Origin of the sequence: Burkholderia sp. AU27893 (assembly GCF_002223205.1) — a bacterium.
Lineage (GTDB): Bacteria > Pseudomonadota > Gammaproteobacteria > Burkholderiales > Burkholderiaceae > Burkholderia.
The window spans coordinates 927,612-944,753 of the sequence record NZ_NKFD01000005.1 but is presented as its reverse complement, the minus strand read 5'-3'; the positions used below and the strand labels follow the sequence as shown (position 1 = coordinate 944,753).

The window sequence follows — 17,142 nt, the reverse complement described above, 5'->3', positions numbered from 1 at the left end:
TTTTGACAAAAACTCGCTGGCCCCATGGAAAACGTTTGCGAGTCGAGCCTATATTGGACTCGCGATCAAGGCGGGGAGTGCGAATCGAACGGTGGAGACAGGTGATTCCATATATGAAACAACAGTTCCCCGATTGAATGCCGGAGGGAGATTCCGGCGTTTGTTTTCGTGGCGAAAGACTAGCCACGCGGGCACTTTGGGCGCGTTCGCCGTTTGACCCATATATAGAAGTGCGTAATCAGCGGGGGTTCTCCGGCCGCGTTTTGATCTGCCGGAAACAGCGATTTCTAATAAGTGGAAGATTTACCGGTCAGGGGGATTAAAAGTAAAAAATGCTGATTAAATAATGCCAGTTGATTAATTCTCGCCAGTTGTCAATCCGGTCATCCGTTTTGGTTTGATGACGGGGCGGCATTTATCCAGAAAAATCGAATAACGCATTCCGGTATTTCCTTTCCGTATTCCCAATTGCGGGAAGGATTCGGGTCGTCGATTCTCTTTATGGGAAGGTGTGATTATGCGTATGCGCATGGGTTCGAATAAAAAGCGCGCGGATGCACGTCCGAAATTCCTCGTTCCGACCGGCATGCTGGTCGCGCTGGTCGGCGCCGGGGTCATTCCCGCAGAAGCATTGGCCGCCTGCACCGGAACACCCACCGTCACCTGTACCGGCGCGACCTCGAGTTACGCGAACGGCACGAACGGCCTCAACGTCACGGTCGCCCAGGGCGCGACCGTTTCGGTGGTGCCGTTGTTCGGCGGGACTGCGATGTCGCTGACGGGCAGCGGCGTCACGCTGACCAACAACGGAACGATCGACCCCTCCCTGGCCGGCCTGAGCGTCGTGTCGAACGGCACGGTCGTCGGCAATGTGCTGTCCCCGAGCACGGTCAACGTCACGAACGCGAGCACCGGCGTGATGATGGGCTCGACCAGCGGGTTGCTGGGCAACGGGCCGGCATTGACCGTCTACAACGGCATCGGCGGGACGACGAACATCACGAATGCCGGCACGATCGGCACGACCGGCATTCTCGGCTTCACCGCAGGCCCGGCCGCGCAGGTGGTCACGACGTCGGGGGGCGCGCAGGTCAATTTCACCAACGCGAGCGGCGGCGCGATCAATGGCTCCGTGGTGCTGGCCCCGAGCGGACTGGCCGGCACCGGCAATACGTTCACCAATGCGGGAACCGTCACGGGGAACGTGTCGCTCGGCGCGGCCGTCGGTACGTCGAATACGTTCAATGCGCTGACCGGATCGTCGGTCGGCCTCGGTGTCGATGCGGGCCTCGGCGGCAACAACACGCTCAACCTGCAGCTGAACACGGCCACCGGCAGCGCGGCGAACGGCACCGTCGCGGTCGATACGTTCGGCAATTTCACCCATCTCGGCGTCCAGGGCGGCACGTGGCACATCAACGGCGCATCGACCGCGTCGGACGCGTCGCTGACCGGCGGCACCGCGATCCTCAACAATAGCGGCGGGCTGGGGACGGGAACGATCGTCGCCGGCGGCGGCACCCTCGAGGCCGGCGCGGCCGGCGTGAACCTGCTCAACAACGTGGCGCTCGGCACGGCGTTGACGGTCGACGGCGCAACGGGCCTCGCGCTGTCGGGGGCGCTGAGCGGCGGCGGTGCGCTGAACGCGAGCGGGACCGGCACGCTGACGCTGAACGGCGCCAATTCATTCACCGGCGGAACGAATCTGACGGGCGGCGGCGGGATCGTCGTCGGCACCGGCACGGCGCTCGGCACCGGCACGCTGAACGTGACGGGCGCGGGCGGCACGCTCGGCACGAGCGTCGGCGGCACGGTGCTCGGCAATGCGGTGAATCTGGATACCGGCGTCACGCTGGGCCTGAACGGTTCCGCCAACCTCGGCCTGGGCGGCGCGATCGGCGGCAGCGGCAGCCTCGCGCAAACCGGCTCGGGCACCACGACGCTGCTTGGCCTCAACACGTTTGGGGGCGGCACGACGCTGAGCGGCGGCGGGCTGATCGCGGGCAACGGTGCTGCGCTCGGCACCGGCGCGCTGCATGTGAGCGGCGCGGGCGGCTCGCTCGGCACGAGCGTCGGCGGCACGCTGCTGGGCAACGCGGTGAACCTCGACGCCGGCGCGGCGCTCGGCCTGAACGGCGGGGCCAACCTGAGCCTCGGCGGCGTGATCGGTGGTGGCGGCAGTCTCGCGCAAACCGGCGCGGGCACGACGACGCTGCTCGGCGCGAACACGTTTACCGGCGGCACGACGCTGGGCGGGGGCGGTCTCGTCGCCGGCAACGGCGCGGCATTGGGCACGGGGGCGCTGAACGTGACCGGCGCGGGCGGTTCGCTCGCGACCAACGCGAGCGGCACGCTGCTCGGCAATGCGGTGAATCTCGGCGCGGGCGCGACGCTCGGCCTGAACGGCGCGGCCGACCTGAGCCTCGGCGGCACGATCGGCGGCAGCGGCAGTCTCGCGCAAACCGGCGCGGGCACGACGACGCTGCTCGGCACGAACACGTTCTCGGGCGGCACGACGCTCGGCGCGGGCGGGCTCGTCGCCGGCAACGGCGCGGCGCTCGGCACGGGGGCGCTGAACGTGACCGGCACGGGTGGTTCGCTCGCGACCAACGCGAGCGGCACGGTGCTCGGCAATGCGGTGAACCTCGGCGCGGGCGCGACACTCGGCCTGAACGGCGCGGCCGACCTGGGCCTGAGCGGCACGATCGCCGGTGCCGGTGGCCTGGCGCTCGGCGGCGCGGGCGCCACGACGCTGTCCGGCGCGAACACGTTCACCGGCGGCGCGAGCCTGACGGGCGGCGGCAGCCTGATCGTCGAAGGCAACACGGCGCTCGGCATCGGCGGCGCGCTGAACGTGAGCGGCCTCGGCGGCTCGCTGAGCGCGGACCTGGCCGCCGGCGCGGCACTCGCGAACACGATCAACCTGAACGGAGCGTCGCTGACGCTGAACGGCGCGCACGACCTCGGCCTGAACGGCACGATCAACGGCACCGGCGGGCTCGTACTGAGCGGGTCGGGGAAGACGACGCTGTCCGGCGCGAATACCTTCGGCGGCGGCACGACGCTGAGCGCCGGCACGCTGCTCGCCGGCAACAACGCGGCGCTCGGCACCGGTGCGCTGAATGTCGCGGGCGCGGGCGGTGCGCTCGGCGCGAGCGTGAACGGCACGGTATTGGGCAACGCGGTGAACCTCGGCGCGGGTGCGACGCTGGCGCTGAGCGGCGCGAACGATCTCGGCCTGAGCGGCGTGATCGCCGGCAACGGCGGGATCGCGCAAACCGGCAGCGGAACGACGACGCTGCTCGGTGCCAATACGTTCTCGGGCGGTACGACGCTGAGCGGCGGCGGGCTCCTCGCCGGCAATGGCGGCGCGCTGGGGACGGGCGCGCTGAACGTGACGGGTGCGGGCGGCTCGCTCGGCGCGACGGTCGGCGGCACGGTGCTGGGCAATGCAATCCAGCTCGGCGCGGGCGCCGCACTGACGGTGGGCGGCGTGAACGACCTCGGGCTGGGCGGGATCATTTCGGGCACCGGCGGCCTCAACGTCAGCGGCCCGGGCACGACGACGCTGACCGCGGCCGAGACGTTCACCGGCGGCACCACGATCGGCAGCGGCACGCTGGCAATCGGCGCGGGCGGCAGCCTTGCCGCGTCGAGCCCGGTCAACCTGACCGGCGCGGGCGCGCACTTCAGCGTGGCGGGTGCGACCACGCCGCAGTCGATCGGCACGCTGTCGGGCGTCGCGGGTTCGGCGATCGACCTCGGGGCGAACCACCTGACGCTGGCCGGCAGCGGCAGCGGCGTCTTCGCCGGCAACATCGGCGGCGCGGGCGGGCTGACGCTGTCGGGTACCGGCTCGCAAGCACTGACGGGCAACAACACGTTCACGGGCGGCACGGCGCTGACCGGCGGCAGCCTGGTGGTCGGCAGCGCCACGGCGCTCGGCCTGGGCGCCCTCGACGTCAACGGCTCGGCGTCGCTTGGCGCGAGCGTGCCGGGCGTGACGCTCGGCAATGCAGTCAATCTCGGCACCGGCGTCACGCTGGGGCTGAACGGCGCGACCGACCTGGGCCTGGGCGGCACGATCGCCGGGAACGGCAGCCTTGCGCAAACCGGCACGGGCACGACGACGCTCACCGGCACGAACACGTTCTCGGGCGGCACGACGCTGAGCGCCGGCGGGCTCATCGCGGGCAACGGCGCGGCGCTGGGTACGGGTGCGCTGAACGTGACAGGCGCGGGCGGCACGCTGGCGACGAACGTCGCCGGCACTTTGCTCGGCAATGCGGTGAATCTCGGCGCGGGCGCGACGCTCGGCCTGAACGGCTCGGCGGATCTGAGCCTGGGCGGCGTGATTGCCGGCAACGGCGGGATCGCGCAAACCGGCAGCGGCACGACGACGCTGCTCGGTGCGAACACGTTCTCGGGCGGCACGACGCTGAGCGGCGGCGGGCTGATCGCCGGCAACGGCGCGGCGCTCGGCACGGGGGCGCTGAACGTGGCGGGCGCGGGCGGCACGCTCGGCACGAGCGTCGGCGGCACCGTGCTCGGCAACGCAGTGAATCTCGGCACGGGCGCGACGCTGACCGTTGGCGGTCCGAACAATCTCGGGCTGGGCGGCGCGATCTCCGGCGGCGGCAACCTGTCGGTGAACGGCCCGGCGACGACGACGCTCACGGGGCTCGGCTCGTACACCGGCAACACGACGATCGGCAATGGCAGCACGCTCGCGGTGGGCGCGGGCGGCGGCCTGTCGGCGGCCAGTCTGTTCGACCTGGCCGGCGCGGGCGCGACGCTCGACCTGAACGCGGCCACGTCGCCGCAGGCGACGGGCGGGCTGGCCGGCGTGGCCGGCTCGGCGGTGAACCTCGGCGGCAACACGTTGACGCTGGGCGGCGCGGGCAACCATACCTTCGGCGGCACGATCGGCGGCACGGGCGGGCTGGCGCTGTCCGGCACCGGCACCGAGACGCTGACGGGTATCAATACCTACACCGGCGCGACGACGATCAACAGCGGCACGCTGGCGATCGGCGCGGGCGGCAGCCTGTCCGCAGGAGGCGCGGTGAATCTGGCCGGCGCGGGCGCGACGTTCGACCTCAGCGGCGCGACGTTGCCGCAGGTGACAGGCGCGCTGTCGGGCGTGGCCGGTTCGACGGTGAACCTCGGCGGCAACGGGTTGACGCTCGGCGGCTCGGGCAACGCGACGTTCGGCGGCACGATCGCCGGCGCGGGCGGCAGCCTGACGCTGGGCGGCACGGGCGCGGAGACGCTGACAGGCAACAACACCTATTCAGGCGGGACGAACCTGACCGGCGGCGGCACGCTGATCGCAGGCAGCAACACGGCGCTCGGCACCGGCGCGCTGAACCTCGCCGGTGCGGGCGGCTCGCTGGCGGCGAACGTCCCCGGCATCGTGCTCGGCAATGCGGTGAATCTCGGCGCAGGCGCGACGCTGGGCCTGAACGGTGCGGCCGACCTGAGCCTCGGCGGGCTTATCTCCGGCGGCGGCAGTCTCGCGCAAACCGGCAGCGGGACGACGACGCTCACGGGCGCCAACACCTATACGGGCGGCACGACGCTGAGCGGTGGCGGTTTGTCCGTCGGCAGCAGCACGGCGCTCGGCACGGGCACGGTCCACGTGAGCGGCACCGGCGGCGCGCTCAACGCGAGCACGGCCAACATCCTGCTCGCCAACGGGTTCGACCTCGGCGGCGGTTCGACCCTGAACCTCGGCGGTATCAACGACTTCGGCCTCAGCGGCATCATTTCCGGTGCGGGCGGCGTGGCGCAGTCGGGCACGGGCACGACCACGCTCGGCGGCTCGAACACCTACAGCGGCGGCACGACGCTGAACAGCGGCGGGCTGAGCGTGGGCAGCAATACGGCGCTCGGCACCGGCGCGCTGAACGTGAACGGCAACGGCACGCTGAACGCCAGCGTGAGCGGCACGACGCTCGGCAACGCGGTGAATCTCGGCGCGGGCGCGACGCTCGGCCTGAACGGCGCGAACAACCTCGGCCTGAGCGGCACGATTGCCGGCGACGGCAGCCTCGCGCAAACCGGCTCGGGCACGACGACGCTGACGGGCCCGAACACGTACACGGGCGGCACGACGCTGAGCGGCGGCGGGCTCATTGCCGGCAACGGCAGCGCACTGGGTACCGGTGCGTTGAACGTCTCGGGTGCGGGTGGCTCGCTCGGCACGAACGTGGCGGGCACGACGCTGGGCAACACGGTGAATCTCGGCGCGGGTTCGACGCTGACGGTTGGCGGTGCGAACGATCTTGGCCTCGGCGGCGCGATTTCCGGCAGCGGTGGCCTGTCGGTGAGCGGCCCGTCAACGACGACGCTCACGGGTTCGAACACGTACACGGGCAACACGACGATCGGCGGCGGCAGCACGCTGGCGGTGGGCGCGGGCGGCGGCCTGTCCGCGGGCAGCGCGCTCAACCTCTCCGGCTCGGGCGCGACGCTGGACCTGAGCGCGGCGACCTCGCCGCAGACGAGCGGGATGCTGTCGGGCGTCGCCGGCACGAACGTCAATCTCGGCGGCAATACGCTGACGCTCGCCGGTGCCGGCAACGGCAACTATGCCGGCACGATCGGCGGGTCCGGCGGGCTGACGATGTCCGGTTCGGGCACCGAAACGTTGACCGGCACCAACACGTACACCGGTGCGACGACGATCAACAGCGGCACGCTGGCCATCGGTGCGGGCGGCAGCCTGTCGGCGAGCAGCCCGGTCAACCTGGCCGGTGCGGGCGCCACGTTCGACGTGAGCGGCGCGACCACGCCGCAGACGACGGGCACGCTGTCGGGCGTGGCCGGTTCGACGGTGAACCTCGGCGGCAACAACCTGACGCTGGGCGGCACGGGCAACGGCACGTACGGCGGCACGATCGCCGGTGCGGGCGGCAGCCTGACGCTGTCGGGCAGCGGCACCGAGACGCTGACGGGCAACAACACGTATTCGGGCGGCACGAACCTGACCGGCGGCGGCACGCTGCTCGCGGGCAGCAGCTCGGCGCTCGGCACGGGCGCATTGAACACGAGCGGCGCGGGCGGCACGCTCGGCACGAGCGTGGCCGGCACGACGATCACCAACGCGATCAATCTCGGCACGGGCTCGACGCTGACGGTTGGCGGTGCGAACAATCTCGGCCTCGGCGGCGCGATTGCCGGCAGCGGCAACCTGTCGGTGACCGGCCCGGCAACGACGACGCTCACCGGTACCGGCACGTACACGGGCAACACGACGATCGGCAGCGGCAGCACGCTCGCGGTGGGCGCGGGCGGCAGCCTGTCGGGGGGCAGCGCGGTCAACCTGTCGGGCACGGGGGCGACGCTCGACGTCAGCGCGGCCACGACGCCGCAGACGACGGGCACGCTGTCGGGCGTATCGGGCACGACGGTGAACCTCGGCGGCAACACGCTGACGCTGAACGGTTCGGGCAACGGCACGTTCGGCGGCACCGTGGGCGGCACGGGCGGGCTGACGCTGTCGGGCACGGGCACCGAAACGCTGACCGGCAACAACACGTACACGGGCGCAACGACGATCGGCGGCGGCAGCACGCTGGCGATCGGCGCGGGCGGCAGCCTGTCGGCGAGCAGCCCGGTCAACCTGACTGGTGCGGGCGCCACGTTCGACGTGAGCGGCGCGACGACTCCGCAGACGACCGGCACGCTGTCGGGCGTGGCCGGTTCGACGGTGAACCTCGGCGGCAACAACCTGACGCTGGGCGGCACCGGCAACGGCACGTACGGCGGCGCGATCACCGGCGCGGGCGGCAGCCTGACGCTGTCGGGCAGCGGCACCGAGACGCTGAAGGGCAACAACACGTACACGGGCGGCACGAGCCTGACCGGCGGCGGCACGCTGGTCGCGGGCAGCAATACGGCACTCGGCACGGGCGCGCTGAACACGAGCGGCGCGGGCGGCACGCTGACGGCGAGCACGCCCGGCACGACGCTGGGCAACACGGTGAACCTGGGCGCGGGTTCGACGCTGACGGTCGGCGGCGCGAACGGTCTCGACCTGGGCGGTGCGATCTCGGGCAGCGGCAACCTGGCGGTCACGGGCCCGTCGACGACGACGCTGTCCGGTGCGAACACCTACACGGGCGGCACGACGATCGGCGGCGGCAGCACGCTGGCGGTGGGCGCGGGCGGCAACCTGTCGTCGGGCAGCGCGATCGACCTGTCGGGCACCGGGGCGACGCTGGACCTGAGCGCGGCAACCTCGCCGCAGACGACGGGCGCGCTGTCCGGCGGAACGGGCACGAACGTGAACCTCGGCGGCAATACGCTGACGCTCGGCGGGTCGGGCAGCGGCACGTATGCGGGTGTGATCGGCGGCACGGGTGGACTGACGCTGTCGGGCACCGGCACCGAAACGCTGACGGGCAGCAACACGTACACGGGGGCGACGACGATCAACAGCGGCACGCTGGCGATCAGCGGTAACGGCAGCCTGTCGTCGAGCAGCCCGGTCAGCCTGACGACGTCCGGCGCGACGCTCGACCTGAGCGGCGCCACGTCGCCGCAAGCGACTGGCGCGATCTCGGGCGTGGCGGGTTCGACGGTGAACCTCGGCGCCAATGACCTGACGCTCGGCGGCACGGGCAGCGGCACCTATGCGGGCAACATCGCGGGCACCGGCGGCGTGACGATGACCGGCACGGGCACCGAAACGCTGACGGGGGCCAACACCTATACCGGCGCGACGACGATCAACAGCGGCACGCTGGCGATCGGCGCGGGCGGCAGCCTGTCGGCGACGACGCCGGTGAGCCTGACGGGTGCGGGCGCAACCTTCGACCTGAGCGGCGCGACCACGCCGCAAACGACCGGCACGTTGTCGGGCGTGGCGGGTTCGACGGTGAACCTCGGTGCCAACAACCTGACGCTCGGCGGGTCGGGCAGCGGCACTTACAGCGGCACGATCGCCGGCAACGGCGGCAGCCTGACGCTCGGCGGCACGGGCACCGAAACGCTGACGGGCAACAACACGTATTCGGGCGGCACGAACCTGACCGGTGGCGGCACGCTGATCGCCGGCAGCGGTTCGGCACTCGGCACGGGGGCGCTGAACACGAGCGGCGCGGGCGGCACGCTCGGCACCAGCGTGGCCGGCACGACGCTCGGCAACGCGGTGAATCTCGGTGCGGGTTCGACGCTGACGGTCGGTGGGGCGAACAACCTGGGCCTCGGCGGCGCGATCTCGGGTAGCGGCAATCTCGCCGTGACCGGCCCGTCGACGACGACGCTCACCGGCGCGAGCTCGTACACGGGCGGCACGACGATCGGCAACGGCAGCACGCTGGCCGTGGGCGCGGGCGGCAGCCTGTCGTCTGGCAGCGCGGTCGATCTGGCGGGGGCGGGGGCCACGCTGGACCTGAGCGCGGCTACGGCACCGCAGTCGACGGGCGCGTTGTCGGGCGTAGCGGGTTCGACGGTGAACCTCGGCGGCAATGCGCTGACGCTCGGCGGCACGGGTAGCGGCACGTATGGCGGCACGATCGCCGGCAACGGCGGCAGCCTGACGCTGGGCGGCACGGGCACCGAGACGCTGACGGGCAACAACACGTATTCGGGCGGCACGAACCTGACCGGCGGCGGCACGCTGCTCGCCGGCAACGGTTCGGCGCTCGGCACGGGGGCGCTGAACACGAGCGGCGCGGGCGGCACGCTCGGCACGAGCGTCGCAGGCACGACACTGACGAACGCGCTCAATCTCGGCACGGGTTCGACGCTGACGGTTGGCGGTGCGAACAATCTGGGTCTGGGCGGCGCGATCTCGGGTAGCGGCAACCTGGCCGTGACCGGACCGTCGACGACGACGCTCTCCGGTACGAGCACCTACACGGGCAACACGACGATCGGCAACGGCAGCACGCTGGCGGTGGGCGCGGGCGGCAGCCTGTCGTCGGGCAGCGCAGTCGATCTGTCCGGCACGGGCGCGACGCTCGATCTGAGCGCGGCCACGACGCCGCAGTCGACGGGCGCGTTGTCGGGCGTCGCCGGGTCGGCGGTGAACCTCGGCGGCAATACGCTGACGCTCGGCGGGTCGGGCAGCGGCACGTTCGGTGGGACGGTCGGCGGGACGGGCGGGTTGACGATGGCCGGCACGGGGACGGAAACGCTGACGGGCAGCAACACGTACACCGGTGCGACGACGATCAACAGCGGCACGCTGGCGATCGGCGCAGGCGGCAGCCTGTCGGCGAGCAGTCCGCTGAGCCTGACCGGTGCGGGCGCAACCTTCGACGTTAGCGGCGCGACGACGCCGCAAACGACGAGCGCGCTGTCGGGCGTGGCCGGTTCGACCGTGAACCTCGGCGGCAACAACCTGACGCTCGGCGGGTCGGGCAGCGGCACGTACGGCGGCACGATCGCCGGCACGGGCGGCAGCCTGACGCTGGGCGGCACGGGCACCGAGACGCTCACCGGTTCGAACACGTATTCGGGCGGCACGAACCTGACCGGTGGCGGCACGCTGGTCGCGGGCAGCAATACGGCGCTCGGGACCGGCGCGTTGAACACCGGCGGCGCAGGCGGCACGCTGGCAGCCGGCACGCCGGGCACGACCCTGGCCAATGCGGTGAACCTCGGGACGGGTTCCACGCTGACGGTAAGCGGCCCGAACAGCCTCGGCCTGACCGGCGCGATTTCGGGTAACGGCACTCTGTCGGTCACGGGCCCGGCGACGACGACGCTGTCGGGTGCCAACACCTACACCGGCGGCACGAGCGTCACGGGCGGCGGCACGCTGGTCGCCGGCACGCCGACGGCACTCGGCAGCGGCTCGCTGAGCGTCGGCGGCAACGGCGCCACGCTCGGCACTAGTGTGGCCGACACGACGCTCGGCAACGCGGTGAATCTCGGCACGGGGTCGACGCTGACGGTCGGCGGCGCCAACAACCTCGGCTTGAGCGGGCCGATTTCGGGCGGCGGCAACCTGGCGGTCAGCGGCCCGTCGACGACGACGCTCACCGGTGCCAGCACCTACACGGGCGGCACGACGATCGGCAGCGGCAGCACGCTGGCGGTCGGCGGCAGCGGCGGGCTGTCGTCCGGCAGCGCGGTGACGCTGGCCGGCACCGGCGCGACGCTCGACGTGGCTCACGCGAGCAGCCCGCAGACGACGAGTGCCTTGTCGGGCACGGCGGGTTCGACCGTGAATCTCGGCGGCAACACGCTCACGGTGGCCGGCCCGGCAGGCGGCGCCTTCGGCGGCACGATCGCGGGCACCGGCGGCTTCGCGGTGCAGGGCGGCGGCACGCAGACGCTGAGCGGCGCCAATACTTACACGGGCGGCACGACGATCGGCAGCGGCAGCACGCTGGCGCTCACCGGGGCCGGCACCCTTGCGCCGACCAGCCCGATGATCCTCGCGGGCAGCGGCGCGACGCTGAACCTGGCGGGCTCGGCTGCGCCGCAGTCGATCGGCACGCTGTCGGGCGCGACGGGCTCGAACGTGAACCTCGGCAATACGCCGCTGACGGTCAACACCGCGGGCACCAGCACGTTCGCGGGCACGCTGTCGGGCACCGGGCCGCTGACGCTGGCCGGCACGGGCGCCCAGCTGCTGAGCGGCACGAACACGTTGTCCGGGCCGACGACCGTGGCCGGCGGCACGCTCGCTGTCACCGGTTCGCTGGCCAGCTCGCCGGTGACCGTCGGCAACGGCGCGACCGTCACCGGGACCGGCACGATCGGCGGCCTCGTCGTGTCGGGCGGCGGGACCGCGTCGGTCATGCAGCTCGGGCAGCCGCTGAAGGTGGCGGGCAATGCGACGTTCCAGCCCGGTTCGACGCTGCAGGTCGGCGCCACGCCGCAGCAGAGCGGCGGCCTCGACGTCACCGGCACCACGACGCTCAACGGCGGGTCGGTGCAGGTCGTCGCGGCGACCGGGCAGTACCAGCCGGGCAAGCTCTACACCATCGTGAACGCGGGCGCGGGCGTGCAAGGGCAGTTCAGCGCGGTGAACTCGACGTATGCGTTCCTCACGCCGACGCTCACGTACAACCCGGCGCAGGTGCTGATGTCGCTGACACCGAACGGCACGCCGTTCTCATCGGTGGCGACGACGCCGGACGGACAGTCGGTGGCCGGTGCGATCGGCACGCTCGGCGCCGGCAATCCGCTGTTCGACACCGTGCTGACGTCGGATGCGCCGACTGCCAACCGCGCGTTCGCGCAGCTTGACGGCGATCTGCATCCGAGCACGAGAAGCGTGCTGCTGTCCGACAGCCGCTACGTGCGCGACGCGGTGCTCGATCGCGCGCGTCTCGGCTCGCAGCCCGGCGGCGCATTGTGCGGCTGCGAGGCGCCGGTGTCGGCGGACGATCACGCGGCGTCGCTCGACCGGCGTCTGGCGTCGGAGAACGGCTGTACACCGGCCAAGTCGTTCAAGCCGGCGGTGTGGGGCCGGCTGTACGGCTCGCATAGCCGGTTCGACGGCGACGGCGTCGCGTCGGTCGATCGCAACCTGTATGGCTTCGTCGTCGGCACGGATGCGGAGGTCAGCAGCCACTGGCGCGTCGGTATCGCGGGCGGCGCGTCGCGCACCGTGCTCAATGCCGACCAGAACCAGTCGGCGAAGGTGAACGGCGAGACGATCGCGCTGTACGCCAGCGGCCGGTACGACGCGTGGAACGTGCGCGGCGGCCTCGCGCAGTCGTGGTACCGCGTGCATAGCGAGCGCAATCCGTCGTTCGGCGGTTTCTCCGACCACGACACCGCCAGCTACGACGCGAACGCGACGCAGGTGTTCACCGAGATCGGTTACTCGACCGCCATCCGCAACGTCGCACTCGAACCGTTCGTCGGACTCGCGTATGCGAGCCTGCATACCGGCAGCTTCAGGGAGAACGGTGGCGCGGCTGCCCTGCAGGGCGATTCCAGCACGACCGGCCTCGGCTTCTCGACGCTCGGCGTACGGGCCTCGACCGATGTCGCGGTCACGACGAAGGGCAAGGTCACCGCGTTCGGGACCGTCGGCTGGCGGCATGCGTTCGGCAATACGCAGCCGGGTTCGACGCTGGCGTTCGCGAGCGGCGGTTCACCGTTCAGCGTGGTCGGCGTGCCGGTCGCGCGCGATGCCGCGGTGCTCGAGGTCGGGGTCGATGCGGCCGTCACGAAGAACCTGTCGCTGGGGTTGTCGTATAGCGGCCAGATCGGTGGAAGCTTCAGCGACCACGCGCTGTACGGCAATCTGCTGTGGAAGTTTTAAGGGGGAGGCCGCTCGCGATGTCGTTGTCGTGAGCGGCCGATGGTGGATCGATGGTTTCATGGTTGGTGGTTCGATTCGCATGACCGATGTTTCGTGGTGCATATCAATTGGCATGAAGTGTTTGTCGCGATGTTTGCCATTCCGCTGCACCGGCCTGTTCAAACCCGTTTCAACACGTGTCGTATCGGGCGATCCGCAAACGATTCGCGCCACCTTCGGGCGGCAGGTCCAGGCGTCGTCGTTCGAGCTGTTCCGCGGTTGTTCAACCGAAATGAGGGTCTTCATGAAAACGAAAATGAACGTGAAATTGACAGGCATCGCCTTGTCGGTCGCGGCTTTGTTCAGCGTGGCCGCCAGCGCGTCGGAGGCGGTGGTCGTGACGTCCGTGCCGGGAAGCCTGGGTAATGCCGATGGCGTGATCGTCGGAGGCGGTTCGTCGGCGGCCGGGGGGCTCGTCGGCACCGTCGCGGGTTGGGGGGGCGCGATCGTCTCGGTTGGCAGCCCGACGAATGCCGGCGGTATCGCGATCGGGGCGGCAGGGTCGGCGGCGGGGAGTGCGGCCATCAATCTGGGTGACGGATTGCTCGCGCCGGTCGCGGGCGTGGCCGGTTCTCTGACGGGGGCACTCGGCGGGATTGGTGGCGGTGGCGGTGGCGCTACGGGCGGCATCGGGGGTGTGCTCGGTACGGTCACCGGTGTGCTGGGTGGCGTGGGCGGCAGTGGTGGTTCGACGGGCGGTCTTGGCGGTGTGGTTGGTACGGTGACGGGAGCCTTGGGTGGCATCGGCGGGGCTGGTGGTGCAACGGGGGGCTTGGGTGGCGTCGTTGGCACGGTAGCCAACGCGGCAACCGGTGCGGTTGGCACGGTCACTGGCGCACTGGGTGGCGTGGGTGGAAGCGGTGGTTCGACTGGTGGTCTCGGCGGCGTGGTTGGCACGGTGACGGGCGCGTTGGGCGGCGTCGGCGGGTCGGGTGGTGCGACGGGTGGTCTGGGCGGGGTCGTTGGCACGGTAGCCAACGCGGCAACCGGTGCGGTTGGCACGGTCACTGGCGCGTTGGGTGGCGTGGGTGGAAGCGGTGGATCGACTGGTGGTCTCGGCGGCGTGGTTGGCACGGTGACAGGAGCGTTGGGTGGCGTTGGCGGCAGCGGCGATCCGACTGGTGGGCTCGGCGGTGTGGTCGGCACGGTGACGGGAGCTTTGGGTGGTATTGGCGGGACCGGTGGTGCAATGGGTGGCCTGGGTGGTGTCGTTGGCACGGTAGCCAACGCGGCGACTGGTGCGGTTGGCACGGTCACTGGCGCGTTGGGTGGCGTGGGTGGAAGCGGTGGTTCGACTGGTGGCCTCGGTGGCGTGGTTGGCACGGTAGCTAACGCGGCAACCGGCGCAGTCGGCACGGTGACTGGAGCCTTGGGCGGCATTGGCGGGACTGGTGGCGCAACGGGTGGTCTGGGCGGTGTCGTTGGGACGGTAGCCAATGCGGCAACCGGTGCAGTCGGCACGTTGACGGGTGCGCTGGGTGGCGTCGGCGGCAGCGGTGGATCGACCGGCGGCCTCGGCGGTGTGGTCGGCACGGTGACGGGAGCCTTGGGCGGCATTGGCGGGACTGGTGGCGCAACGGGTGGTCTGGGCGGTGTGGTCGGTACGGTGACTGGCGCGTTGGGCGGTATCGGCGGGACCGGTGGTGCAACGGGCGGCCTGGGTGGTGTCGTTGGCACGGTAGCCAATACGGCAACTGGTGCAGTCGGCACGTTGACGGGTGCGCTGGGTGGCGTGGGTGGCAGCGGCGGTTCGACTGGTGGTCTCGGTGACGTGGTTGGCACGGTGACGGGAGCTTTGGGTGGCATTGGCGGGACGGGCGGCGCAACAGGTGGTCTGGGTAGCGTCATTGGCACCGTAGCCAATACGGCAACCGGTGCGGTTGGCACGGTCACCGGTGCGCTGGGTGGCGTGGGCGGCGGTGATCCGACTGGTGGCCTCGGCGGTGTGGTTGGCACGGTGACGGGTGCTTTGGGCGGCATCGGCGGGGCGGGTGGCGCGACAGGCGGCCTGGGTGGTGTCGTTGGCACGGTAGCCAATGCGGCAACTGGTGCGGTTGGCGCGGTCACCGGTGCACTGAATGGTGTCGGCGGCACAGGGGGGGCGGCCGGTGGCCTCGGCGGTGTGGTCGGTACGGTAACCGGGGCCTTGGGCGGCATCGGGGGGACGGGTGGCGCAACGGGTGGTCTGGGTGGCGTCATTGGCACCGTAGCCAATACGGCGACCGGTGCGGTCGGCACGTTGACGGGTGCGCTGGGCGGTGTTGGCGGCAGCGGTGGATCGACTGGTGGCCTCGGCGGTGTGGTTGGCACGGTGACGGGCGCCTTGGGCGGCATCGGAGGGACTGGTGGAGCAACGGGTGGTCTGGGTGGTGTCGTTGGCACGGTAGCCAACACGGCAACCGGTGCGGTCGGCACGTTGACGGGTGCGCTGGGCGGTGTCGGCGGCACAGGGGGGGCGGCCGGTGGCCTCGGCGGTGTGGTCGGTACGGTAACCGGGGCCTTGGGCGGCATCGGGGGGACGGGTGGCGCAACGGGTGGTCTGGGTGGCGTCATTGGCACGGTAGCCAACACGGCAACCGGCGCGATCGGCACGTTGACGGGTGCCCTGGGTGGCGTTGGCGGCAGTGGTGGTGCGGTAGGCGGCCTGGGCGGCGTCGTTGGCACGGTAGCCAATGCGGCGACCGGCGCGATCGGTACCGTAACGGGCACCTTGGGTGGCATCGGCGGGGCGGGTGGCGCAACGGGTGGTCTGGGCGGTGTCGTTGGCACGGTAGCCAATACGGCGACCGGCGCGATCGGTACCGTAACGGGCACCTTGGGTGGCATCGGCGGGACTGGCGGTGCGACGGGTGGCCTGGGTGGCGTCGTCGGCACGGTAGCCAACACGGCAACCGGAGCAGTCGGCACGTTGACGGGGGCACTGGGTGGCGTTGGCGGAAGCGGTGGTGCGATTGGCGGCCTGGGCGGCGTCGTGGGCACGGTCGCCAACACCGGCACGGGAGTCGTCAACGCGGTCACCGGTGTCGCGGGCAATGGTGGCGCGCTGATCACGCCGATCACCAGCATCGTCGGCACCCTCGGCACCCTCGGCGGATCGCTGCCGATCGGTGCGGCCAACGGCGCAATCGGTGCGGCGTCGGGCGCGGTAACCGGAATCGCCGGCAGCGGCACGGCGGCGATCACGCCGATCGCATCGGCCGTCACGTCGCTGATCGGACCTGCAACGAGCGGCGTCGGCGGCGTCATCGGTTCCGGAACCGGCGTCCTCAACGGCGCAAGCGGTGCAGCCGGATCCCTCGCGACGGTGACGACCGGCGTCGCGGGCACGCTGGCGAACACCGTAACCGGTACGACCGGCGCGATCGCCGGCACGTTGCCGGCACTGAGTGTCGCACTCAACGGCGGCACGGCAGCGGGTGCAGTCGGAGGTGCGACCAATGCAGTCGGCACGCTCGTCTCCGGCGGCGCGACGATCGTCGACGCGGCGGTGCATTCTGTCGGTTCGGCAGTCGGCTCGGTGGCCGGCGTAGTCCCGGCACTGGCTGTCTCGCTGAACGGCAATTCCGGGCAAGGGGGCGGCGCTGTGACGGGTGGCGGTCTGCTGGCACCGGTGACGGCGCTCGTCAGTTCGCTCACCGTTCCGGTGGTCAAGAAGTAGGCAACGTCGCTTCCGCGGCCGCCGCATGGATTGGGCGGCCGCTACGTTTCATGTTCGACACGATCGACGGTCGCAGGATGGCGGTCTCATCATTTGCGACGCCTCATCTCCATTCCCCCTTTTGAACAACCTGTCGAGGGCGTCATCCGCAACGCAGCTGACGGGACGTGGGCTCATCCCGGAATGGCACATGAACGCTGACTCT

Annotated in this window: 2 protein-coding genes; both read left to right on the top strand. The window is 71.0% G+C overall.

What is annotated here, in order from left to right; all coding sequences use genetic code 11:
• Positions 1-517 precede the first annotated feature (517 nt).
• The gene (locus CFB47_RS36430) at positions 518-13,240 is read left to right on the top strand and encodes an autotransporter-associated beta strand repeat-containing protein (protein WP_089464145.1); all 12,723 of its coding nucleotides are present in this window, start codon (positions 518-520) and stop codon (positions 13,238-13,240) included.
• 79 nt (positions 13,241-13,319) lie between these two features.
• Positions 13,320-16,937, top strand: a complete 3,618-nt coding sequence (locus CFB47_RS42100; protein ID WP_218829437.1) for a hypothetical protein — start codon at positions 13,320-13,322, stop codon at positions 16,935-16,937.
• Positions 16,938-17,142: the final 205 nt, after the last annotated feature.

Coding starts and splice junctions, on each gene's coding strand:
- CFB47_RS36430 (WP_089464145.1), top strand. CDS start 518: ATGCGTATGCGCATGGGTTCGAATAAAAAGCGCGCGGATGCACGTCCG.
- CFB47_RS42100 (WP_218829437.1), top strand. CDS start 13,320: ATGACCGATGTTTCGTGGTGCATATCAATTGGCATGAAGTGTTTGTCG.